24 protein-coding genes and 1 riboswitch are annotated in these 24,203 nt (G+C 36.9%); of the genes, 5 read left to right on the forward strand and 19 right to left on the reverse strand.

What is annotated here, in order from left to right; genetic code table 11:
• Nucleotides 1-8 precede the first annotated feature (8 nt).
• Nucleotides 9-1,352, reverse strand: coding sequence for an MFS transporter (locus ACIQYS_RS11620; RefSeq protein ID WP_402979520.1), 1,344 nt, complete (start codon nucleotides 1,350-1,352; stop codon nucleotides 9-11).
• 596 nt (nucleotides 1,353-1,948) lie between these two features.
• Here ACIQYS_RS11620 and ACIQYS_RS11625 point away from each other — a divergent pair.
• Nucleotides 1,949-2,461 carry a helix-turn-helix domain-containing protein gene (locus ACIQYS_RS11625; protein WP_402979523.1) on the forward strand — a complete coding sequence of 171 codons (513 nt, stop codon included), beginning with the start codon at nucleotides 1,949-1,951 and terminating at the stop codon, nucleotides 2,459-2,461.
• 54 nt (nucleotides 2,462-2,515) lie between these two features.
• Here ACIQYS_RS11625 and ACIQYS_RS11630 read toward each other — a convergent pair whose 3' ends face one another.
• From ACIQYS_RS11630 to ACIQYS_RS11640, 3 genes are all read right to left on the reverse strand, one after another.
• Nucleotides 2,516-3,799, reverse strand: coding sequence for an NCS2 family permease (locus ACIQYS_RS11630; RefSeq protein WP_402979525.1), 1,284 nt, complete (start codon nucleotides 3,797-3,799; stop codon nucleotides 2,516-2,518).
• Nucleotides 3,800-3,838: 39 nt separating this feature from the next.
• Nucleotides 3,839-3,938, reverse strand: a riboswitch (purine riboswitch).
• Nucleotides 3,939-4,697: 759 nt separating this feature from the next.
• The gene (locus ACIQYS_RS11635; protein WP_402979527.1) at nucleotides 4,698-6,293 is read right to left on the reverse strand and encodes a long-chain-fatty-acid--CoA ligase; all 1,596 of its coding nucleotides are present in this window, start codon (nucleotides 6,291-6,293) and stop codon (nucleotides 4,698-4,700) included.
• 15 nt (nucleotides 6,294-6,308) lie between these two features.
• On the reverse strand, nucleotides 6,309-7,517 hold the full coding sequence (locus ACIQYS_RS11640; protein ID WP_402979529.1) for a CaiB/BaiF CoA transferase family protein: 1,209 nt from the start codon (nucleotides 7,515-7,517) through the stop codon (nucleotides 6,309-6,311).
• Nucleotides 7,518-7,694: 177 nt separating this feature from the next.
• On the opposite strand from ACIQYS_RS11640, the gene ACIQYS_RS11645 reads away from it, so the two are divergent.
• Nucleotides 7,695-9,131 (forward strand): phospholipase D family protein, encoded by a 1,437-nt coding sequence (locus ACIQYS_RS11645; protein WP_402979531.1) that lies wholly within the window; start codon nucleotides 7,695-7,697, stop codon nucleotides 9,129-9,131.
• Nucleotides 9,132-9,205: 74 nt separating this feature from the next.
• On the opposite strand, the gene ACIQYS_RS11650 is transcribed toward ACIQYS_RS11645, so the two are convergent.
• From ACIQYS_RS11650 to ACIQYS_RS11670, 5 genes are all read right to left on the reverse strand, one after another.
• A complete protein-coding gene (locus tag ACIQYS_RS11650; protein WP_402979534.1) occupies nucleotides 9,206-9,742 on the reverse strand; it encodes a GNAT family N-acetyltransferase in 537 nt (178 codons plus the stop codon).
• Between the two features lie 22 nt (nucleotides 9,743-9,764).
• Nucleotides 9,765-10,091 carry a YnfA family protein gene (locus ACIQYS_RS11655; RefSeq protein WP_402979536.1) on the reverse strand — a complete coding sequence of 109 codons (327 nt, stop codon included), beginning with the start codon at nucleotides 10,089-10,091 and terminating at the stop codon, nucleotides 9,765-9,767.
• 33 nt (nucleotides 10,092-10,124) lie between these two features.
• Nucleotides 10,125-10,601 (reverse strand): NUDIX hydrolase, encoded by a 477-nt coding sequence (locus tag ACIQYS_RS11660; RefSeq protein ID WP_402979538.1) that lies wholly within the window; start codon nucleotides 10,599-10,601, stop codon nucleotides 10,125-10,127.
• Between the two features lie 18 nt (nucleotides 10,602-10,619).
• Nucleotides 10,620-11,090 carry a YbaK/EbsC family protein gene (locus ACIQYS_RS11665; protein WP_402979540.1) on the reverse strand — a complete coding sequence of 157 codons (471 nt, stop codon included), beginning with the start codon at nucleotides 11,088-11,090 and terminating at the stop codon, nucleotides 10,620-10,622.
• A 194-nt stretch (nucleotides 11,091-11,284) separates the two neighbouring features.
• Nucleotides 11,285-11,440: a DUF1540 domain-containing protein gene (locus tag ACIQYS_RS11670; protein WP_402979542.1), complete on the reverse strand. Its 156-nt coding sequence runs from the start codon at nucleotides 11,438-11,440 to the stop codon at nucleotides 11,285-11,287.
• Between the two features lie 120 nt (nucleotides 11,441-11,560).
• On the opposite strand from ACIQYS_RS11670, the gene ACIQYS_RS11675 reads away from it, so the two are divergent.
• Nucleotides 11,561-11,938 (forward strand): SLAP domain-containing protein, encoded by a 378-nt coding sequence (locus ACIQYS_RS11675; protein WP_402979545.1) that lies wholly within the window; start codon nucleotides 11,561-11,563, stop codon nucleotides 11,936-11,938.
• 672 nt (nucleotides 11,939-12,610) lie between these two features.
• Here the strand turns inward: ACIQYS_RS11675 and ACIQYS_RS11680 are convergent.
• Together ACIQYS_RS11680 and ACIQYS_RS11685 are read right to left on the reverse strand one after the other, a co-directional pair.
• A complete protein-coding gene (locus tag ACIQYS_RS11680) occupies nucleotides 12,611-14,986 on the reverse strand; it encodes an EAL domain-containing protein (protein ID WP_402979550.1) in 2,376 nt (791 codons plus the stop codon).
• A gap of 24 nt (nucleotides 14,987-15,010) precedes the next feature.
• Nucleotides 15,011-15,901, reverse strand: a complete 891-nt coding sequence (locus ACIQYS_RS11685) for a phosphate/phosphite/phosphonate ABC transporter substrate-binding protein (protein ID WP_402979553.1) — start codon at nucleotides 15,899-15,901, stop codon at nucleotides 15,011-15,013.
• Nucleotides 15,902-16,111: 210 nt separating this feature from the next.
• Between ACIQYS_RS11685 and ACIQYS_RS11690 the strand changes: the two genes are divergently transcribed.
• Nucleotides 16,112-16,402, forward strand: a complete 291-nt coding sequence (locus ACIQYS_RS11690; protein WP_402979558.1) for a phospholipase — start codon at nucleotides 16,112-16,114, stop codon at nucleotides 16,400-16,402.
• Between the two features lie 54 nt (nucleotides 16,403-16,456).
• On the opposite strand, the gene ACIQYS_RS11695 is transcribed toward ACIQYS_RS11690, so the two are convergent.
• Entirely contained in the window at nucleotides 16,457-16,654 is a 198-nt protein-coding gene (locus ACIQYS_RS11695; protein ID WP_402979561.1) for a cysteine-rich CWC family protein, read from the reverse strand.
• A 161-nt stretch (nucleotides 16,655-16,815) separates the two neighbouring features.
• Nucleotides 16,816-17,109, reverse strand: coding sequence for an RNA polymerase alpha subunit C-terminal domain-containing protein (locus ACIQYS_RS11700; RefSeq protein WP_402979564.1), 294 nt, complete (start codon nucleotides 17,107-17,109; stop codon nucleotides 16,816-16,818).
• Between the two features lie 152 nt (nucleotides 17,110-17,261).
• On the opposite strand from ACIQYS_RS11700, the gene ACIQYS_RS11705 reads away from it, so the two are divergent.
• Complete coding sequence (locus tag ACIQYS_RS11705) at nucleotides 17,262-18,110, forward strand: YitT family protein (RefSeq protein ID WP_402979567.1); 849 nt, start codon at nucleotides 17,262-17,264, stop codon at nucleotides 18,108-18,110.
• A 55-nt stretch (nucleotides 18,111-18,165) separates the two neighbouring features.
• On the opposite strand, the gene ACIQYS_RS11710 is transcribed toward ACIQYS_RS11705, so the two are convergent.
• From ACIQYS_RS11710 to ACIQYS_RS11735, 6 genes are all read right to left on the reverse strand, one after another.
• Nucleotides 18,166-19,074 (reverse strand): hypothetical protein, encoded by a 909-nt coding sequence (locus tag ACIQYS_RS11710; RefSeq protein ID WP_402979570.1) that lies wholly within the window; start codon nucleotides 19,072-19,074, stop codon nucleotides 18,166-18,168.
• Nucleotides 19,075-19,200: 126 nt separating this feature from the next.
• Complete coding sequence (locus ACIQYS_RS11715; RefSeq protein WP_402979573.1) at nucleotides 19,201-19,707, reverse strand: GNAT family N-acetyltransferase; 507 nt, start codon at nucleotides 19,705-19,707, stop codon at nucleotides 19,201-19,203.
• A gap of 19 nt (nucleotides 19,708-19,726) precedes the next feature.
• The gene (locus ACIQYS_RS11720) at nucleotides 19,727-20,740 is read right to left on the reverse strand and encodes a glutathione S-transferase family protein (RefSeq protein ID WP_402979576.1); all 1,014 of its coding nucleotides are present in this window, start codon (nucleotides 20,738-20,740) and stop codon (nucleotides 19,727-19,729) included.
• Between the two features lie 154 nt (nucleotides 20,741-20,894).
• The gene (locus ACIQYS_RS11725) at nucleotides 20,895-21,599 is read right to left on the reverse strand and encodes a YetF domain-containing protein (protein ID WP_402979579.1); all 705 of its coding nucleotides are present in this window, start codon (nucleotides 21,597-21,599) and stop codon (nucleotides 20,895-20,897) included.
• A 303-nt stretch (nucleotides 21,600-21,902) separates the two neighbouring features.
• A complete protein-coding gene (locus ACIQYS_RS11730; protein ID WP_402979582.1) occupies nucleotides 21,903-23,360 on the reverse strand; it encodes a GntP family permease in 1,458 nt (485 codons plus the stop codon).
• 16 nt (nucleotides 23,361-23,376) lie between these two features.
• The gene (locus tag ACIQYS_RS11735; RefSeq protein WP_402979585.1) at nucleotides 23,377-23,817 is read right to left on the reverse strand and encodes a MaoC/PaaZ C-terminal domain-containing protein; all 441 of its coding nucleotides are present in this window, start codon (nucleotides 23,815-23,817) and stop codon (nucleotides 23,377-23,379) included.
• Between the last annotated feature and the right edge of the window lie 386 nt (nucleotides 23,818-24,203).

Consider the following 24,203-nt stretch of genomic DNA (forward strand, 5'->3'; position numbering starts at 1 on the left):
TTTATTTATTATGCTTTGCCTAATGCATTTGAAACTTTAGATTTCTCTTTTGAGTTTTCAGCATCTACTTTGCTAGTATCATCCAAATGCTCTTGACTGCGGTCTTTAACAGCCCATATCGCTATCAATGAAATAATTGCGGTGAAGACAATATAGCATGCCACTGGTATATAAGAGTCATTGAACTTCAGTAGTAAACTTGCCGCAACTAGTGGTGCTGTACCACCTGCAACCGCTGCTCCTATTTGATACCCAAGCGTAATTCCTGTATAGCGTACTTTTGCATCAAATATTTCGGAGAACATCGTACCTAGCACCGCAGTGATCGGTGACCAGATGATACCTAATCCGATAATCGTCGCAATAACTAATAAAGCAACGGATTGTTGATGTAACATCCAGAAGTATGGGAAAGCAAAAACAATCATTCCAATAGTTCCAGCCACGTATAATTTTTTACGACCTACTTTATCCGAAAGGCTTCCCATAATCGGGATTAATATCGTTGTAATTATTGTAGCGATCATAACCGAGTTTAACACTGCTGTTCTGGAGAAGCCTAAATTTGCAGTCGCGTAAGATACGACGAACGTACCGAAGATATAAAATGGTGCTGTTTCTACTACTTTTGCACCGATTGCAATAAGAACCTCGCGCCAATGATACTTTAATGTATCTACTATTGGCAGTTTTGGAATTTCACCTGATTCTTGAACCTTTTTAAACGACGGTGTTTCATCAATTCCTTTACGGATCCATAACCCAAAAATAACTAATAATGCACTAAAGATAAATGGAATACGCCATCCCCAAGTCATAAATGAACCTTCTGGAAGCAATGTCATTATCGATAACGCAACTGTCCCTAGAACCATCCCTATTGTGACACCCATTTGAGGAATAGCCCCATATAAACCACGTTTTTCTTTCGGTGCGTACTCAACTGCAAGAAGTAGCGCTCCACCCCATTCTCCTCCAATTCCTAAACCTTGAACAAGACGAAGAGTGATTAATAGTATAGGAGCCCATACACCTATCGCTTGATAAGTTGGAAGTAATCCCATTCCAAATGTTGCAATACCCATTAAACTTAATGTAATAACAAGTGTCTTTTTACGACCAATTCTATCTCCAATATGACTGAAAATAACTCCCCCGAATGGACGTATAAAGAATGCTAATGCAAATGATGCATAGGCAAGTATTGTTCCTACGGAAGGGTTTTCTGTAACAAAGAATAGCTGATTAAACACGAGCGCTGCTACTGTCCCGTACAGGAAGTAATCAAACCATTCAATCGAACTTCCTACTAAACTAGCAATCCACACTTTCCTCATTTGTTTTGAATCCATTTTACTTCTCCCCTTTTTTAAAAATTGAAGTGACACTTTAATTTCTCCCCATTTTCATTGTAATTATATTATAATTTTCTGTCAATTAGATATTGAACATATTAGATATAATGCGTCTTAGTGTGCTTCTATCTAGCGACCGCAAGGCCTTTGCGCTAGCCACACTATGGAAAAAGTATCCACAAGATTGGTTTTGTCGCGTTCAGCAAGGGCTATGTCGCTTTCGAGATGGGTTTTGTCGTGTTCGGCAGGGAGTTTGTCGCATTCACAGCATGTTATGTCTCGCTTGACCATTTATTTGAATTTAACTTCAGCAAATATTACATAAGATTGAATTTAGAGCAGTGACGAAATTCCATTGATTGCAGCGGAAGGTCGGCGACTCCGGTGGCATTAAGTGAGCAAAATGAGACTTCACACCGTACGCGCAAGCGGCGGTGAAGGCTCATCGCTCACCCCACGGAAAGCGTCCGCCCTGCAGTGAAAATCACAGCGGACACTTCACTTCTTATGACGCATTATCCCTATTAGGTGTACTTTGCTATGTAATATATGGTTAACTGAATAATACATAACATAGAATAGGAGATTTATAGATGCCCTCTCATTCAATCGGACAGAAATTAAAGGAACTTAGAAAAGAACGAAAACAAACACTGAAAGATTTATCCGAACAAACCGGTGTCTCTATCAGTTTCCTTTCCCAAGTGGAACGTGGAAAATCGAGTGTCACTTTAGAATCTTTGAAGAAAATAGCAGATGCATTGAAAGTAAACCCAACTATCTTCTTTTCGGATGATTCTAAAGCGGAGGACTTAGAATCTATTAGACAACAATTTTATTATCAAGATTTATCGAATGGAATCGTTAATGCTTCCTACCTACCAATTTTAGTCACACTGCAACCTGGAGAAAATGAGGGAAATGCTTTTTCACATAATGGGCATGAATTTTTATTTGTCGTAGAGGGGACACTGACTGTAGTCGTGGATGGAGAAAGAAAGAATTTAGTCGAGCAACAATCTATCATGTTCGATGCAACTAAAACTCACTATTGGTATAACTTAACTGATCATGCTGTACGATTTTTAGTCGTCTCTTCGAAATGATTTAAAAAAACTTCCAATAGCATAAGACCATTGGAAGTTTTTCATTAATTAATATCAAGAAAAGAAAATCATTTGAATCGCAAAAATAACCCCAAAAACGTATATAATCGGATGCACTTCACGACCTTTACCACTTACAAGTTTAAGGATAGGATACGTAATAAATCCAACCGCAATCCCTGTTGAAATACTCCCAGTTAAAGGCATTGTTAAAATAATCGCAAATGCCGGAAATGCTTCATCGAACTTCTTCCAATCAATTTTTGCAAGCCCCTCCATCATATAACAACCAACAATGATTAAAGCAGGAGCTGTAATAGCTGGAAGTGATGAAATAGCTGACACTAATGGAGAGAAAAACAAAGCAACAAAGAAAAGAATAGCTACAACAAGCGCCGTTAATCCAGATCGTCCACCTGCCGCAACTCCAGTCGATGATTCAATATAAGCAGTAGAAGGGCTAGTCCCGAGTGTTGCTCCAACAGTTGTAGCAATCGCATCTGCAGCAAGTGCGGATTTCGCTTTCGGCGATTTCCCGTCCTTCATTAAACCTGCCTGCTCTGTAACACCAATCAATGTTCCAGTTGTATCAAATATCGTCACTAGTAAAAATGAAAATACGACGGCATATAATCCACTCGCAAACACACCCGGAATATCTACATCAAAAAATACGATTGATGGCGGTGTCGAAACAACACCATCTAGTTGTAACATGCCCATAAAATAGCCGATAATTGCAGTAATAAACATACCAACAAACAGCGCTCCTTTTACTCGAAGGGCTATTAATATTATCGTTACAAACAATCCGATAATCGATAAGACAGTGAGTGGATCACGCAAATCACCGAGCATTACAAGCGCGTCACTATTCCCAACAACAATTTTAGACATCTTCAATCCAACAAACGCAATAAATAACCCTATGCCAGCGGTAATTCCATATTTTAATGAAGTAGGAATTGACTCAATCAGTAATTCTCGTAACTTCGTAAACGTTAACAATAAAAAAATAATACCTGCTACCAAAACTGCTCCAAAAACGACTTGATAACTAACACCTTGTGTAGCGACAACACTTGTAAAATAAGCGTTCATCCCCATACCTGGTGCAATCGCAATTGGATAATTTGCAAACAAAGCCATGATTAATGTACCGATGACTGCAGCAGCGATCGTTGCTATAAATACTTGATCAAAAGGGACCCCCGCTGCCGAAAGTATTGCAGGGTTAACAAAAATGATATATGCCATCGTTAAAAAAGTAGTAAAACCTGCCAATACTTCCGTTTTCACATTCGTACCTAATTCACCTAATCTAAATAAACGTTCCATAGTTCCTCCTTAAAAATAAAAAATCTAACTAAAAATGGATAGATGAAATCTACCATTCATAGTTAGAAATTAACGGTTCCTACTAGAAACTCTCAGACCATATTACTGAGAATATACGAATGCAGCTTGATTCTTTCATTTTCTTACTCCGAAAAATATAATATACGAACAATAAATTAATGTCAATAATAAATGTTCGTTTTTTCTTCTTAGTGTGCAAGATAGTAATAGTGTGTCTTATATGTAACCGCGTAGGATTTCCGCCGGCATGGCTTCAGCCGCTTCCCTCGCTCCTGCGCAAGCTCGTTGCAAAAAATAATTTCGCTACGCTCAGTCTAGGGTCTTCAGCTCATGCTTTTCCGGTTGGAGTCGCCGCCCTCCGCTCCAATCACGAAACCTGCTAGCTACTTAGTATCGCTGCATTAAATTCACTCTTATATGCTATTTCCTAATAGAAAATCTAATAAATGGACAACTAGAAAACTCAATGCGAACTCGACAAATTCCATCTTGAACACGACAACTTGTCTTGAGATAGCCGCTCAGTTACTCGATATGTTGCGCATAGCTTCTGCAAAGTTGCGATTAATGCTTGCTGCGCATATTTATTGGTCAAACTTCTCCCACCAAAAAAGCGAATACATTTCCCTAAGTAATGTGTCACTGACTAGATAGCAAGTTCTACTGGATTGGAGTGGAAGGGCGGCGACTCTTACGGGATGAGTGAGAAGATGAGACTTCACAGCGTACGCGTATGCGTCGGTGAAGGCTCATCGCTCCCCCCGTGGAAAGCGTCCGCTCTGCAGCGGAAATCTCAGCCGATATTTGTGTAGTGCGCTTTATTCATAAAAAACGGTTCCCCATTCAATATATAAATGGAAAACCGTCTACTGCTCTATTAATTTACTTTTATTGGTCCATTCCAATACATTTCTCGTAGTAAAAACTTTTGAAGCTTACCTGTTGCTGTTTTTGGTAATGACTCCACGAAGTCAAATGATTTTGGTGTTTTAAAATGAGCCATATTAGTTCGGCAATATTCGTTCATTTCTTGTTCTGTCACATTACTTCCTTCTTTAAGTACAATAATAGCTTTAGGAACTTCTCCCCATTTTTCGTCCGGTACAGCTATTACTGCTACTTCCAAAACAGCTGGATGTTTGTATAATACCCCTTCAATTTCTGTGGAAGAGATGTTCTCTCCACCTGAAATAATCATATCTTTTATACGGTCTTGAATTTCAATATACCCGTCTGGATGTGTTACTGCTAAATCACCAGTATGGAACCATCCATCGACAATTGCTTCTGCTGTTTTTTCTGGATCTTTGTAATAACCTTCCATTACTACATTTCCTCGTGTGACAATTTCGCCAATTTCCTTGCCATTCCAAGCAACTTCTTTTCCATCTTCTTGACTGACAACTTTTGTTTCCCCATTAAAAGCTAATTCAATTCCTTGTCTTGCTTTAATCGTTGCTTGTTCATCTGGTGATTTGTTACCGAATTCCTTCTTCCATTCACTATATAAAATGAAAGGTGACGTTTCTGTTAGTCCATATACATGCATCATATTTAGTCCAAGAATCTCTTGCGCTTTTCCAATAAGCGCTGCGGCTGGCGGTGCTCCTGCTGTAGCCATTCGAGGGTTTGTTGTAATTTTTACTTCTTTTGCTTTTGGTTCATTCACTAACATATTAACAACGGTAGGTGCACCACATAACAAACTTATTTTCTGTTTTTCAAATAGCTCCAAAATAAGCGGCGGATCTACTTTACGCAAACATACATGCGTTGCCCCGGCTGCTGTAATTGCCCAAACTCCACCCCAGCCATTCGCATGGAACATTGGCAATGTGTGAAGATACACATCATCATGAGTCACACTAAGATGATACAAGAAATTAGCTGCATTTAAGTAATTACTTCGGTGGGTTAACATAACACCTTTTGGTTTGGAAGTGGTCCCACTTGTATAATTCAATGTGAGCAACTGGTTCTCATCTATATCCACTTTTGGAAGAGAGGCATCTTCAAAGTCCTGATTAATAAATTCTTCGTAATAAATACCTTCCAATAAATTCGTTTGCCCTTCTACTGCTACGACAATTATTTTTTCTAATGACAAGCTTTGACGGATTCCCTCTATTAAGTGACTATATTCTTCATCCACGATAAGCATTTTGGAATCACTATGTTTGATAATATACTCCAAGTCTTCAGCATTTAGTCGATAATTTAAAGGGACTTGTACTGCACCTAGCTGGCAAATTCCATAAAAACTTTCAAGCATATAATGCGTGTTTGGCAACATGACTGCAATATGATCACCTTTTTGTAAACCAGCATTTACTAAAGCAGCAGAAAGTTTATCAGTACGCTTCCCAAATTCCTCATATGTAAATTGTTTCTCTCCATCGATTACCGCTACTTTTTTCGGATAATATTTAATCGCTCTTCTTTTCCAATCTAATGGTGTTAATGCAGCAAACATTTAACCAACTCCTCTTTATAATGAAATTTCTTTTTGTTCGATTGATCCAAAAACCCCTTTTTGCTTGAGTGTATCTATTGTATCTTTGCTATGACCCATTTCCTTCAAAATTTCTTCCGAGTCATATCCTGTTTTCACACCGGTAAAACTGTATTTCGCTTGATGTGTGGAAAATTTTATCGGAAAAGCAATTTGTTTCTGTGTACCCCCTTCTTTCTTCGGTACCGAAACTACCATCTTTCTAGCTTTAATTTGTGGATGATTTACAGCTTCTGAAAAACTCAATACGGGTTCAATACACCCGTCAAAGTCATCTTCCATAATACTTACCCATTCATGAAAAGTTTTTTGTTTAATAACTTTTACTAGAATTTTTTTAAAGGCCTGTTGGTCCTCTCCACGTTCACTACTACTTAATTTGATTAAACTTGGATCGCCGATTAACTCGCAAAGCTTCGCTTGAAATTGCGCTTCCAAACTACCGATAGAAAGATAGCGATTATCTTTCGTTTCATAATAATCATAAAAAGAGCCTCCATTTAACAATAATGACTCAGACTCAGGCTCTTCCTTACCTGCTAGATATCCCGGACCATACATTGCATTTAACGAAAAAGATACATCCGTAAGACTTATATCAATTTGCTGACCTTTTCCCGTTTTTTCACGGTGATAGACAGCTGCTAAAATTCCTATTACAGCAGGCATGGATCCTCCTGCAATATCAGCTACTTGTACTCCAGCTGGTACAGGAATCTTACCTTTTCTATAGGAATAACTCGTAACACCTGCCAAAGATAAATAATTAATATCATGCCCTGCTCGATTACGAAGAGGACCAGTTTGACCATATCCAGTAATAGAACAAAAAATAATTTTAGGATTAATTTCTTTTAACTTTTCATAACCTACTCCTAATCTATCCATTACTCCTGGACGAAATTGTTCGACCACAATATCGTATTCATGAATTAGTTGATAGATGATTTCTTTTGCTTCCGTTTGTTTAAGATCCAATGCTAGTGATCGTTTGGAACGATTTAAATGCCCAAAAGTAGCGGATACTTCCCCGTCGATAGGTCCTAAATATTTTACTAAGTCCTCACGATCAGGAGCTTCAACTTTTACCACTTCCGCTCCCATATCAGCTAACATCATAGTGGCAAACGGTCCAGGTAGTAAGGTCGAAAAATCTAATACTTTCAAACCCTCTAAGATGCCCATGTACACACCTCCTTCAAACTGAAAATTAATAAATTTTTAAATTTTCTATCTATAATTCTATTGTATTGAATATTGTATGCGTTTTCAATAGTTGTCATATCAAAATTCTCGATAGTTTGGTTTCCTTTATTCTAGGGAATATCCATGAGAAAAAGATTTAATTAGGAGGAAACACAGATGGTTAAAAAGTCGAAGAAGCGAATATTTATCAGATTTCTCTGTTTGTTCGCTCTTATTTATATAGCGGTTATTTTATGGCATACATATAAACCTCTTCCTGAAGGAGTCTCATTTGAGGGAAAAGTACATAAAACTGATCATGTAAAATTTATAACGGACCTTACATATGCACAAGATCAAGAAGGAACTGGAATGATACATGAGAATCATATTTTTAAAGAAGTTAATGCAATGATTAATAATGCAGAAGAATTTGTCGTTGTCGATTTTTTCTTGTTTGATGGTTATTATGATGAAGACGAAGATTTCCCCAAAATCGCAGACACCCTATCCACTACCCTTGCTAATAAAAAGAAAGAGAATCCGAATATGCCGGTAATATTCATTACAGATCCGCTTAATCGTGGGTACGGTTCTTATGAAAATGAATGGTTCAAAAAAATGAGAGACGCTGGTGTAGAAATAGTCTATACCGACTTGGATCCACTGCGAGACTCAACTCCGATTTACTCAGGCATCTATCGAATATTTTTTCAGTGGTTTGATATTGGTGGAAAAGGTTGGATAGCAAATGCAATGGCAAGTGATGCTCCTAAAATGACAATTGCGTCATATATGACTTTATTAAACGTGAAGGCAAACCATCGTAAAGCAGTCATAACAGAGAAAAAAGCAATTGTGACATCATCCAATCCGCATGATGCGAGTGGATTCCATGGAAACATTGCATTAACAGTAACTGGTCCTATCATTAATGATATTTTGAAATCAGAGGAAGTTGTTTCCTTATTTTCTGGAGGACCAAACCTTCCACGTATAAAAGTGAAAGAAACAGATGGTGAATATGAAGTCCAGTACTTAACAGAGAAAAAGATTTTAGATAAATTACTTGCAGATTTAGCAGACACGAAAGAAGGAGACAAAATTTGGCTTGGTATGTTTTTTGTAGCTAAGCGAGATATTGTAAATGCTTTAATCGATGCAGCAAATCGAGGAGTGGATGTGAATCTCATTTTGGATCCAAACGAAAACTCATTTGGACAAGAAAAGTCAGGATTGCCAAATAGGCCAGTTGTACAAGAGATGGTAGAAGATACGGAAGGCAAGATGAAGGTTCGCTGGTACAACACCGTCATCGGCCAATACCATACGAAAGCTATATGGATTCAAAATGATGATCGTACAATTATTTTAAATGGATCTGCGAACTATACGGAACGTACATTGGATAATTATAATTTAGAAAATAATTTACGGGTAATTGCACCAAATGATAGTGAACTTGTTTCAGAGATGGAAGCCTATTTTGAGCGTCTATGGAACAATGAGGATGCCATGTATACGTTGGACGTGGAAGAATATCAAGATGGATTTACTTGGTGGCAGCGCTGGATTTATTCGTTACAAAAGATTTTTAAAATAACAACTTATTGATGAGACAAAACTAAAGGTTCTAAAACAATTCAAAATTGATTTAGTACCTTTAGTTTGGCATTCTCAGTCACATGCTATTTAATATATTCGATCAACCAGCAATCACGATATTCACCTTCGTGAAGTTCATTTTTTGGTAAAAGCTTAACTTTTTTAAATCCACATTTTTCATAACAACGGATTGCTCTTTCATTCCATGTTTGCGGATCCATTACTACTCTGTCTGCTTGATTTTGCTCGACTAAAAACTCTACCATGGAATTTACTAAAAGTGTTCCAATACCTTTGTTCCAATATGCAACTTCTCCTATAAACTGGTCCATTCCGTATATCACATCTGATACATTTGCATACCCATATAATTTTCGTTCTTCATTATCTACTTGATAATATTGGATATATCCGATAGGAATTTTGTCAAACTCCACGATACATCGAGCTAATCCTTTTTCACGGTTGTAAAACTTCTCATGCACCTTCTGTAAGTCAAATGCATTATCTCTTCCTTCATAAAACTCAAGTACACTAGGGTCAGAAAGCCATTTAACTATTAAAGAATCATCCTTCTGTTCTAATTGACGAACAGATAACTTATCGTTTTGAAATAACATCTTCCTTACTCCTCCTTTTTAGTTAACTCCGGGGAGCAAACAACATAACTGATACACCAATTATGCAGATCAGCGCCCCAATCCAATCATATGAATCTGGTACTTTTTTATCGACACCCCAACCCCAAAGGACAGATAATACGATAAATACACCACCATAGGCAGCATAAACTCTTCCGAATGAAGGGGACATTTGATATGTAGCAATTACACCATAAAGAGCTAAAGTAATTCCCCCAATAAGTCCTAAATATGCCGACTTACCTTCCCTCAACCAGAGCCAAATAAGATAACCGCCCCCGATTTCAGCTAATCCAGCTATCAAAAATAGAGCAATTACGGAAACCAAAATATATCCATCCTTTCAAATTTCTGCAAACAATTATTTCACTTCTACAACATGTCCTATATTCATTGGTAATTCAGTAATTCTCTCTTTTAGAAATAGTGGATATAAGTTCGTATCTTTTATTTCCTTCATGCGTTTCCAGTAATATGTATGTATTTTCCCATTTTCATTTACAGTGAATTCATTACCTCTATTTAAAAACTCATCGTTTTTCAACTCTACTATATAGAAAAAACAAATTTCATGAAATTTTTCCTGTGAAGTAGGCTCCATAAAAAAGTTTTCATTCACCCATAACAAACGCTTTACATTCACTTCTATTGAAAGCTCTTCTCTGATTTCCCGTTTTACCGCATCTTCACTTGTTTCATTCAGCATTACCCGGCCACCCGGAACATAGTAATACGATTGGTTTTCATCTTTCATAATGAGTAATTTACCGTCATGTATTAATAACCCCGCTACTCGGTAATTGAATCTGCCTTCTGTTGTTTGAAATGAAATATCCATGTCTTTACCCCTTTTCTTTTATTCCCACCCTTTGCAAACGTCTACCCATTGTTGTCCTTTAGCATATGTAAATAATTCTTCACACGAAAGTTCTATAGCACTATTGCTGCTCCCACATGCAGGAAAAACAGTGTCGAAACGTTTTAACGATTCATCTAAGTACACGCCTACATCATCTGGAATACCAAATGGACAAACACCACCTACTGCATGTCCTACCTGTTCGACTACTTCTTCTGGAGTTAGCATTTTTGCTTTTACTCCAAAAGTCGCTTTAAATTTAGCGTTATCGATTTTAGCATCGCCTGCAGCTACTACTAAAATACAACCGTCCTCTTTCTTAAAGGATAATGTTTTGGCAATACGCGCTCCTTCTACATTTAACGCTTGTGCTGCTAGTTCAACAGTTGCACTAGATTCCTCGTATTCTAATATTTTTTCTTCTATTCCGAACTGTTTAAAATAATCTCTTACAATTTCAATTGCCATTAATAGCACCTCTTTTTTTCAATATTATAACTTCTCATTTAATCTTACCATTATAAATACTTGTCGCGCTCGCTTTACAATTTTGTTTTGTCACTTTCGAAGTAAGTGTCTTTGCCATGTTCACAATATGATTTTATTGTTTAGTATTATTTTTATAAGAAAAGGGTAACCAAAAGATGGTTACCCTAGGTGTATTACGCTTCTGGTTCAAATGTTTTGCAATCTGTTTCTTCACTTTTGGATGCTTGTTTACCTTTATTACTTACGACATAAATAGCAGTAGCATTGCATTTGTTTCCAGATCCCCAATACGTACAGTTGTTTACTTCACAAAGAACATCTTGAGCCAAAGTATCACACCTCCTCATTGCTAGCATGAACAAGTGGATTATAATTAATACTAGTAAAAATGAAGTGCGTCTTCGTAGTTGTGTTAAAATGAAATTATTTCATATCGGGGGAGTAAATTAATGCAAAAGCTTGAATTTGAATCATCGTGGGACAAAACAATTTCCAATAAGGATCGCCAAAAAATTGAAGTAATCTTTCTCGAAACAAGCCAATCTAGTAATCGAGGTATTCAACTTACACCACTATGGCAAGCTTTCAACCATAAAGGTGAATTATTAGTAACCGCGCTCATTCATAACTTCACCATGCATTCTTATTCCTTTCAAAACACGAAACTAAGATACATCGAAGCTGATAAAGTTACTATAGAGCATTCCTTCACATTACCTTCCTTTAGCATACAAGCAAGATGTAGCATGCCATGGACATTTATTTTTCCAAATGAAAAATTGGATAAAAAACTTTCACTTGAAAATGGACTGTTAGAAATTATTTAAGCGCCCCTTACTTGAAAGTTCAATTTTTACTAATCGCAAGAAAGTATCCGTTCTTCGCAATATTTCCGTGCATATTGGCAACAGTTTTACTCACTTGCGTAATATAGGAATAATGCGTAAAATTAGTTTCCGCTAGGATTTCCGCTGCAGGGCGGGCGCTTTCCGTGGGGTGAGCGATGAGCCTTCACCGCCGCTTGCGCGTACGCCTGCGAAGTCTCGTCTGTCTCACTTAATCCCTTCGGAGTCGCCGCCCTTCCGCTCCAATCCATGAAAATTGATAGCTAATCAGAGTCACACGTTTTAATTTCAATCTTATGTATTGTTTCTGAAAGTGAAATCCAATAAATGGTTGAATGGACTGAATAGGCTGTAGTATTTCGATGTATAGGTTTCCAGTAAATGGCTAAGGGCAATCAATCAGTTTTGAAAAGCAACCAGTTCTATTCGGAAAGCAACTAAATCAGCACGAGAGCAACCAAAATGTTGTTGAGAGCAACAGTTTTCTTAAAGTAACAAGTTAACTTGAAGTGAGACATCAATAACTTAGACGCATTATTTCAATTATGATCAACTATTCTATGATTTTGCGTAACATCTCCCTCAATCTCACAATTAATATAAAAAAGTAGTGCAGTTTCCTAATCTGGTCTGCACTACTTTTAGTTAGCAATGTTAAATTCTCATCTGAAGTGTTTCTTGTTCTTGTTGCAAAAGATTATTGATTGCTTCATAACTCACTGGCTTACTTATATAATATCCTTGAACCATTTCACAATTATAGCTTCGGAGCATGTCAAATTGTTCCCTATGCTCTACCCCTTCAGCTACAACATGTAAGCCGATCGTATGCGCCAATTCGATAATCGTCTCTATGAACTTACCATCTTTTTCCGATTGAAGCATTACATCTACAAAGCTCTTATCAATCTTCACATGGTTGATTGGTAAACTGTTTAAGTAACTTAGAGAAGAGTAGCCTGTTCCAAAATCATCGAGATGAATGGATATCCCAAGTTTCTGGATTTCCTCTAACTTTTGCTTATTTATATCGAATGATTTCATCAAAGAGGTTTCTGTAATTTCGAGCTCGATCCAGTTTGGGCAAACACCCGATTCTTCTATTATTTCTCGTACATTATCGACAAAATCTTGTTGCATAATATGGACCGCAGAAATATTGACGGCTATACTAACTGGATGTTCTCTATTTCTGTTAATCTTTTGAATGGTGGTACATGCTTTCTTTAATACCCATTTGTCTATTTCTACTATTTGACCAGTCATTTCAGCAACTTGAATTATTTGTAAAGTATTATAGCTAGACAGAGCAGAAGGTTTTATTCGTAAAAGTGCTTCTATGCTCGCAATCCTTCCTTCATCTGTTTTCAATAATGGTTGGAAATACAACTCGAATTCATCTTTATCTAGACATTCTCGAATGCCTAGTTCTATTTTTAATTTTCCTTCTAGTTCCTGTTTCATTCCCTCATCAAATATTCTATACCCATTTTTCCCAAAGCTTTTTGCTTCATACATGGCCATGTCTGCCAGCTTCAACAATTCTTCCGAAGTAATAGCGTGAATTGGGTATAAGGAAATACCCACACTTGCGGTAACATTTAAAATTCTAGATTCTACAGTAATAGGCATATCAAATTGCCGGATAATTTCCTCCGCTACGTTTCTTGCTTGTTCTATTGACTCTAAATCATGCATCACTACGATAAATTCATCGCCACTTATGCGAGCGACGTCTTTATTTATCGATGACAACGCATCAAGTTTTTTTGCCACTTGCGTAATTAATTTATCTCCAAAGGAGTGCCCGAGTGTATCATTCACTGTTTTAAAATTGTCTAAATCAACAAAAATAACTGCTTTTAAGCAATCTACTTCATCGTTTTCTAGTGATTCTGTAAGCAATTCTTGTATGCTCCTTCTATTTAATAACCCTGTCAGTGAATCATACGATGCTAAATGTTTTATCTTGTCCTCTCTTGTTTTTATAGCCAAAATCATACTATTAAAACCATTCGCTAGACGTTCTATTTCTTCATAATCCTTTACGTTTGCTTGCACGTCATAATTTCCATTTTCTACGGAAACCATTAGCTTTCCAAGTTTTTTTAATGGTCGAACGCCTCTTAACGTTGCAAAATATGCAATAACACCAAATAGAAGTAAACAGAATAGTCCGATTGCTAGTATAGGTTGATGCCTGTTTATAAGGGTTCGAATTATTTCTTCTTTGCTTATCGCCGCTACGATACTCATATCATTTTCCACAATTGGTTGTGATGTTACTAGATAGTCCTTATTGTGTATAATATACGGTACATAACTTTTTTCTGTGTCCTTTAACATTTTTGCGAGTTGATTTCCAAAAAGTGTTTCACCAATCATATGATTATCACGATTAGCCAATATCGTGCCATTACTACTTAGTAATAGGACAAATCCATCTTCTCCAATTTTCGAATTACTGATTCGACTACTCATTTCTTGTAGGTTTATATCTAGCGCAATAACCCCTAGTGTTCCTTTTGGACTCACGACGGACTTTGAAGCTGTAATAATAATTTCTTGTGTCACATAGTCCAGGTACGGCTCCGTCCAAAATACCTCACCTGGATTTTGCATAGCAAGCTTGTACCAAAGTTGTTCTGCTGGATGATAGCTATCTGGAATTTCTTTATATTCTCCCCTGTAAAATTCACCATTCGCTAATCCATACATCATTTTCCCATTCACGATCGAATTTTTTTGATGTTCCTTTAGCATGGTTGCAATCTCATCTTGACTACTAGAATAGTCATTTAATAACAGAAGAGAATCACTAAGCTGCTCCAACGTATTCTCAACGGTTAAAAATTGATATCCAAAAGATAAGAAAGTTTGCATGAGGACAGATTCTGCTTCGTTTTTATACAGCTGCTCTAAACTTTCTTTTAAATTTTTGTATGACAATAAAATGAATAAAGACATTGTCACAATACACATTAATACGATCAAAGTCGTTGCCCAAAACTTAATACTTTTTATTTTCAAAAGGTCCACTCGCCTCTATGTCTATTATTCGCCTTTTAAGAAATGCTCGTACATATAATCTTTACCAAGAACGGTTGCAATATTTCTTATAGAATTATAGTATTTACTGTCTACTTCTATGTACTTCTCAATCGTATTATCAAAACTATTCAAAGCATCTAGTTCTTCTATGTGTATCGCTAACATAGCTTTTGTAAAACGTTCTTGCATCTCTTTATCTAGCTTACTTCTTGCAACATACGGAGACCCCGGAATATCTTCTGACTTCCAAATAACGTTCATATCTTCCGGACTTACTATCCCTTTTTCTATCAAATTATCATACTGAATACTACTTATAGCCCCAGCATCTACCTCATTAGTCAGAATATTAGCTAGTACTTGATCATGAGATCCTGCGTACTTAATTTCGCTGAAAAATGCTTCATAATCTATATTTCTACTTTTGAATAATGCGTAAGGAAGGACAAACCCAGATGTAGAGCCAGAGTCAACGAATGCAAACTTCTTTCCTTTTAATTTTTCAATGCTACTGATACCTGAATCTTTGGGTGTAATAATAAGTGAATTATAGTTAATACCAATATCTTTTCTTTGTTGAACAATCAAAGGAGTAAGCTCCATTTCGCTTTCAGCAGCTACATAAGAAAAAGCACCATACCAACCAATATCGATTGTTTCATTCTTCATTCCTTCTATTAAACTAACGTAACTATCGGCAGCGTCCACTTCAATAGGAATGCCTAATTTTTCTTCTAGATAAAGTCGAATAGGTTCAAATTCCTTTTCCATTTCATTTGCATCTTTTACCGGTATCATTCCGATTATTAGTTTTTGGGGATTTGTAGTGCAGCTTGTTAATAGGAAACTTATTAAAATGATAATCAATAAGAATGCGAATTTTCTCCCACTCATCGATACATGCACCTCGTTAAAATAGTCCGTTATTATTAGTTACTATCATACTACAGGTTTGTTAATTGTTTGTTAATTTCATATGTAGTTATGTTTTCCGTTGCATACAGGCGAAATATTTTTACATTATCCAGAAACTAATAGGTAGCAGTTTATACATACGCAGAGTTTATTGAATAGTTTATAAGAAGTTATGAATATAAGGAGGTTATGATTTTGTCACGTAGAAGAACGCCCCGTTTTTGTATATTTCCAGGATATAACTGGTGTGGACCTGGTTGTAGCGGACCCGGCGCACCTATTAATGAAGTAGATGCAGCATGTAAAGCACATGATGAATGTTACAGTAAAGGGAGAGATCGATGTGAATGTGATCGTGAGTTTCTCGAGCGGCTACGCCCTAAAATAAATCCGTATACACAACAAGGAAGACATGCTCGGGTACTTTACAACTATATGAAATTGCAATCAAGTTTTACATGTAACTCTTTTAGAATATAAGCATCATTTAATTCTCTTTAGCAAAAAAAGTCTGAATACCATATAAAACGGAATTCAGATTTTTTGCATTTCTCCTTTATATTTAGTTACACACTTTTGGCAAATACAATGCTTTCGTCTACTTTCTTCCGGGACTAACTCAAAAATCCCTTTTGGAAATTCCTCTATCGTACACCAGCATCCATTTGGTTCTGTTGCATCGACCATACATTTGTTTTCCTCTCCGCAAAGCGGGCAATGTGTATTAGCCATTACAAATCCCTCCTCTTTTGCGTAATCTTCACACGATACGTCCGATCGTTCTAGTCGCCCCTATAATTCTACCTTCCATTTTATATTCAGATTATTTAAATAGCAATAAAGAAAGGTATCTAATTCCGATTGAGTTCCGAAACCGATACCTTTCCTATACTTCAATTTTTAAATGATAACCCTTCCGCTTCTAGTGCAGCTCTGAGTTTTGGTAAAGAGGCTGGTCCCATACCGTGAAACTTCAAAATATCTTTTTCACTAACGTTTGATAGCTGCTGCAAAGAAGTGATGCCATTGTTTTCTAAAGCACGTCTTGCAGGTGCGGAAAGAAGAGAAAGAAATCCAGTTTCAGGTTTTCGTTCCTGTTCACAAGTTGGGCATGTAGGGCAGTCGCTGCTTTTGTAGTATTCGTGTCCTCTTTTGCAAGTTTTTAAAGTTTTTTGGGTAGTTGTCATGAGGAGGTTCTCCCTTTTCTAAAGAATATAATGTATAAGATAGTAATTATAAATCCAATATAGATAAACATTGAAAATCAAACACTAAAATCGTAAAGCCTCCATACAATGATCTACATATATACTATCATTCTTTTAAGGGGTACTTCCATATGGAAAATATAAACAAGAAAAGTACATCAATTGTTTTAGATTTGTTAGCAATCATTGTTGGTACAATAGTTTCGGCTGTTGCACTTAATATGCTGATTATTCCTTCTGGACTACTATCAGGAGGGTTAACGGGGATTGCTCAATTTATCCATCACTTTTTTCCAGTTAGTGTTGGTGTTTTTTATTTTGTACTAAATATCCCACTAATGGTGCTTGCTTATAAATTATTAGGGACGAAGTTTAGTATTTATACGATGATTGCCATTATTTTATTATCTGGTTTTTTGTATCTTTTGCCCGTTCAACAATTATGGACGGATAATACAATCCTTGCTGCAATTTTTGGTGGTACGCTAAATGGGATTGGGTGCGGTATTGTCTTAAGAAGAGGGGGCTCACAAGGTGGGCTTGATATTCTTTCTAGGGTCATTTCAAAATACCACAATGTATCGATAGGAAAAGCAAGTTTAGTTGTAAATATTTTGATCGTCATTGTTTCTGGTTTTATTTTTGGTAGTGAAATTGCCTTATTCACGATTATTTCAATGTTTGCGACGATGAAAACATATGAAATTATTTTAAGTCATGTCAACCGTGTATCCGTTTTGATCATTACGAATAGCGGCGAAGAGGTAAGTCATGCGATCAATTCGAATTTACATCGTGGAACAACTATGTGGGATGCGACTGGTGGATATACACATGATCAAAAAACTGTATTATTTTGTGTTACAGTTGTTGGGGAATTGACCACTTTAAAAAAAATCGTGAGAAAGATTGATTCTCATGCATTCGTTAGTGTCATTTCAACTCAAAATGTTATTGGTCGATTTCATCAAATTTGGTGAACAGTTATGTAAAAATAGCAAGCAGCCAAGGTTAACCTTAACCGCTTGTTAGTCTTTATTCAACTTCTAATGGTTTACTTTCTAAGATTCTTTCCACTTCTTCGTATCCAGTTGGAAATGCGAAGTTATAACGAGCAGGGATAGTAAAAACGTAATTCTCATTGCGATTTAGTTCTGTTGGGCCGATAGGTGCTGCCCCTATGTGAAATTTCTCTTGTCGCAGTAGGTCCCATTGGTCCAGCGTAAAAATCATAATCGGGATATCTTGATACGGATTTTCGGTAGTCCACTCAGGGTGTCGAATCAAAATCATTGGACCAGCTTCAACGACTTTTTCGCCGCCAGTTGTTTCTATAGACAGTCCTTCCCATTCCTCCTTAACGATTGAATAATTTTCCCAAGAGTTCGGTAATTTGAATGAAAAACTATACTCCTTGTTTGTATAGGTGATGGAATCCTCGTTCCCGGCGTTACCAAGCATAACTTTGGTAATAAGCCACTGATCTCCTACTTTTTCAACCACAAGTTCAATAGGCATATTGTTCATGACTTCATCTACACTTTCTACTTCAATTATTTCTCCACTTATTGCATATGCATTGTCAGATAGTTTTTCCGTGTTTTGTATATCGATGCGGTCTGGCCAAGGACTAGAAGTTAATCTTCCTGGAGCATTAATTGGATCTGTCAGCCATTGTTCTATAAGCTCGGGAGAAACGACATCACCGTAGTTGTTGTACATATCCTTTTTTAATTGCTCTTCCGGTCCTAATAATGACACTTTTTGAAGACTGTTTCCAAACCTTTCTACTACATCTACTACCGTCGCTTCTGCATTGTCATTAAAGTGCGCTGTTTCTGTCGTCTCCTTGACCTGGGGCTGTACTTGACTTGCACTTTCTTCGTCCATACATCCGAACAATGAAATGCTTAATAAAAGAATCAAACCTACTGATTTTTTCATTTTCTTTCCCTCCCGAAAATACATGTATAAAATTAGACGTTTGCCATTGGTATTTTGTTACATTCTGACACTCCCTTAACCTAAAAAGATCCTCTATATTTTTCATATAGAGGACCTTTCATTTTGTTAAAAACGAATCCGAAACGCTTTTACGATAATTCCATCATTTGCTGGTTCAAAGTCAAACTGTGGCAACCTTTCGAAACCTAGACGTTCATATAGTCTTATGGCATCTTCCATAAAATCTGCAGTATGTAGCCCCATTTCGGAGAAACCCTTTTCTTTTGCACGTTTAATACATTCATTAATGAGCAATGTTGCTATTCCTTTTCCTCTCGATTCGGAGGAGATAGCAAGCATTCGCAATTCTGGATAACCAAGTTCATCTTCCAAGAGTCCATCATAGGCTTTTATATCAGGAGAAAATAATGCAACACTTCCTATAATTTCTCCATCACTTTCTACTATTATTCGTTCCACACCGGTTTCAATATCTCCATCCGATAAGATGGATTTTCTTAAAGCCTGCCAATGCGCTTCTGGTATTTTTGATGAATGTTCCTTATATGCAGCTAATCTTAGTTCTCTAATATTAAATAGTTCTTCTTCTACAGCATCTCGAACAATGACCATTTTTTCATCTCCTTACCTCTTAATTACTTTTGTGAACGAGAAACTTTTCTTTCTTTCCACTTAAAGCTTCGCGATTATGTGCAGAATGGAAGTTAGTCGTATCCGGACCTTTTGGTAAAATATTTAGGCTTTTTTGATCATCGCTCGCGATATGATTGGATAGATGATAATGGATTTTGATCGCCTCAAAATCTGTTGTATCCCCAAAACCAGGAGTTTGGTATAAATCTCGCAAATATCCCCATAGGTTTGGAAAATCTACAATACGATTCCGATTCGCCTTAAAAGCGGAATAATACGCAACATCAAAGCGCACAAGCGTCGCATACAATCGAACATCTGAATCTGTAATAAAGTCTCCGAATAAAAAGCGTTTCGTTGATAAACGTTGTTCCAACTCATCTAATCGATCAAACAAAACATCATATGCTTCTTCATATGCTTCTTGCGACCTAGCAAATCCACATTTATACACACCGTTATTCACTTCATGAAAAATAACATCACTTAGAGCATCAATCTCTTCCCGTAGATGTTCCGGATATAAATCCGGCGCATCATCCTTATGAAATGGAATCCATGCCGTTTCCAAATGATTCGTTAATCTAAAATAATCATTATTCACTACTTTTTGTTCCTTCATATCAACGATGACAGGTACAGTCGGTCTACCAGCATATTCTGGGTCTGTCTTTTTATACACTTCACTTATATATTGAATGCCTAAAACAGGATCTACCCCGTCTTTATCTAAAGAAAATTCCCAATCTACGCGATCGATTTTAGGACGCATTGGACTAGTGGTACCTAAACTAATGATATCTTCTAACCCTAGTAAGCTCCGCACAATGACAGAACGATGGGCCCACGGACAAACAGCAGCCCATAAAAGACGGTATCTTCCAGCTTCTACTGGAAGTTCACCTGGGTTATCTCCAAAAGGCGTTGCAAATTGATTTTTTTGACGAATAAATTTCCCGTTTTTATCAACTTCAGTTGGAACTGCTTTCTTAGTCTTTTCCACTTGTATCATCCTTTTCTATTTAATATTTCACAAATTCATACTTTTCTACTTGGTTTTATTTAGTTTATGATCTTTTTATCTCGAAGTCAAGACAAAAAAATAATGGAATATATAAAAACCGCTTGACTGTCCAAGCGGTTACTGTTTATTTACTTATTCTTTTTTATTGCCTATCGAAAGATGAAGGAGTGTCGCGAAGAAGTTGAACAAAAAGCCCGTCCCCTTCTAACCATTCTGCAATGAGAATGTCTTTATCGCTCGAAATGCCTTTCGCATGAAGTTGATTGGTTAACCATGCCTCGTCAAAACCCAAATCCTTAATCTCGTCCCATAAAACTTTGCCATCTCTGATAAGCGTGACAGGAACATAAACAGCTTTAGAAGCTAAGTTGAAATCCTCTTGTGTTGTCTTTTGATACTTAGTTTTTTTCAAAATGCTTAACGATCCATTTGCCTCTAAATAACAATAGGCGACCTCTCGAATGGAAAATGTTTCACTTTGTCTAAGTAGGCTTTGTAGCTGATTCAAATTCATTCGATTTTTCTTTAACTCTTCACGGTCCACAATGCCATTTTTTATTAATGCGGATGGTTTCCCTTCAAAAAACCCACGAACCGCTAAAAACTTTTGCCCTAAAAATTCAACGATAAAAAGCAAAATACTCCATAATGCCATCGTGTAAACAATATAAAATAACCCTACATCATCATGATACAATCCCCTTCCAAGTAATTCACCTAATACTATCGCTGCGATAAACGTAAACGGGCTTATTTGTTTAATAATTTTCTTCCCAACAAACTTAACGATAAAAAAGAGAAGAAAAAAACCAACAATTAGTTCCAACGTAATATTTAAAACGTGCATTTTCAAAACAACCCCATTCCACCTATTCTTCCATTCAGTTATCTCCAAATGCCAAAAGATATAATACTCCGCTGGAAGAAATTGCTCTGATAGAATTGTTTGTTGTAAATATATTTCCAAAAAATAACTATTGCAACTAAGTAGCTGATTTTTACAACTAAAAGCTCATATATTACAACTAATACGACATTTTCTCTTACTAAATACTCCCTTATTACAACTAAAGGATTATCGAAAAGAAATAACCGCCATCCCCTATAGGATTTGGCGGCTATTTCTATATTCTGTGAGTGACTGTAATCCTTAAACAATTCCAGTCAAAAGATATACGCCAATTACAAAGAAACACGCTAATGTCTTAATGATCGTAATTGCAAAAATGTCTTTATACGCTTGTCGATGGGTCAATCCACAAACCATAAGTAGCGTAAGTACTGCTCCATTATGTGGTAGTGTATCCATTCCACCTGCAGCCATTGCAATGACCCGGTGCATGACTTCTAAAGGGATACCGGCAGCATTCGCAGCCTCTACATACTTATCCGCCATTATACCTAGCGAAATAGTTATCCCGCCGGAACCAGACCCTGTAATACCTGCAAGTGCGTTTGTCAGCACAGCACCATTGACTAAAGGATGTGTAAAGGTGTTAGCTAAGAAATTCTGAACGACAGCAAAACCTGGCAAAGCCGAAATAATTCCTCCGAAACCAAACTCAGAAGCAGTATTCATCGTAGCCAGTAAAGCACCACTTATCCCAACACTTAAACTATCTTTGAAACTCAATTTAACCTCTTGGAAGTTCAAGGCAATAGCAGTAAAAATCCCTACAAGAAGGGCAAGCTCCACTGACCAAAGTGCAAGCTGCTGATTCATATTAACGGTTCCGTATTGTGCTAGATTAATGCTGGCAAAATCGAACCCATCTGCATACCATTTAGGAATATAAGTAGTGAAAAACTTATTCATCACTCCGACTAATATCAGCGGTAGAAAAGCTAACAAATCTTTCACATCTATTTTTGCATTTAGCATGGTAGTACTAGGTGCAGCAATGGCTTCACTAGTAGCAGCCATTTCGCTAGCAGCCGGCGACTCACTAACCGCATTTTTTCCTATACCATAATAACCTTCCCCATTTTTAGCTGCTTTCCGGCGACGGCTCTCTAGGTACAGCATACCTACTACCAAAATAAACAGTGCACCGATTCCACCTAGCATTGGCGCTGCATAGACGTTCGTATCAAAAAAGGTGGTCGGAATAACATTTTGAATCTGTGGCGATCCAGGAATCGCATCCATTGAAAAAGTAAAAGCACTAAAAGCAATGGTAGCCGGTATCAATCGTTTTGGTATATTTGCTTCACGGAACAAATGATTAGCAAATGGATAAATCGCAAATACGGCTACGAATAAACTTACCCCACTATAAGTTAGTATAACTCCCATTAATACAACAGTAAGAATGGCCTGTTTAACTCCAATAAATCGAATAATTACTTTTGCGATTCTTGCCGCGATACCGGACATCTCAATTACTTTACCGAAAATAGCTCCAAGTAAAAATACTGGAAAATATGATTTTACGAAGCCAACCATTTTTTCCATAAAAATATTAGAAAAGAACGGTAACACATGGCTTGGGTCTGTCAAAAATACGGCAAGTAAAGCACATATCGGAGCAATGATAATGACAGAAAAGCCACGATAAGCTAAAAACATGAGTAGTCCTAGTGCTAATAGAATAATAATTAGATTCATAAATGTTCTCCCTCAATTAATCTAAAGTCTTTTTATTCACCAAGAGCTTCATTTCGAATACCGCCACTGTTTCATCTGTTTGCTTCTTCACTTCTTGTAATACCGTTACAACCCCTTGGTTCTGCCCTTTACTCTTCAAATCAATTACTTTCCCTGATAGCTGAATGGTATCTCCAATAAAAGTTGGATTTGTAAATCTTACTTTATCCATACCGTAAAATGCGACGACAATTCCCGGTTCAAATTGTACTAATCCGGTCGTAATAGAAAGTACTAGCATCCCATGAGCGATTCGCTCTTTATATTGGGTTTCCTTTGCATATTCAATATTCGTATGAAGTGGGAACCAGTCCCCACTTAAAGCAGAGAACATAACGATATCGGCTTCTGTTATCGTTCTTCCTTTAGAACTCCAAGTGTCTTCAAGTTTATAATCTTCAAAGTATTTATTGAACATTTCAATCTCCCCTTTGTTTATAAATACTAATATATCAATTACGTCTCAGCGTAATTTCGTTTGGACAATCCTCCACGAAAGCGGCAATACGTATCCAGCTTGGACTATCTCACCGCAAAGTTGGACTATCTTCGATAAAACCTGGACAATCCCTTCAGATAGTTGGACAATCTCCCACGAAAGTTGGACAATCGTATCCAGCTTGGACGATCTCACCGCAAAGTTGGACTATCTTCTATAAAACCTGGACAATACCTTCAGATAGCTGGACAATCTCCCACGAAAGTTGGACAATCGCATCCAGCTTGGACTATCTCACCGCAAAGTTGGACTATCTTCTATAAAACCTGGACTATCCCTTCAGATAGTTGGACAATCTCCCCCGA

It is taken from the genome of Psychrobacillus sp. NPDC096426 (assembly GCF_044762745.1).
In the GTDB taxonomy this organism is placed as follows: domain Bacteria; phylum Bacillota; class Bacilli; order Bacillales_A; family Planococcaceae; genus Psychrobacillus.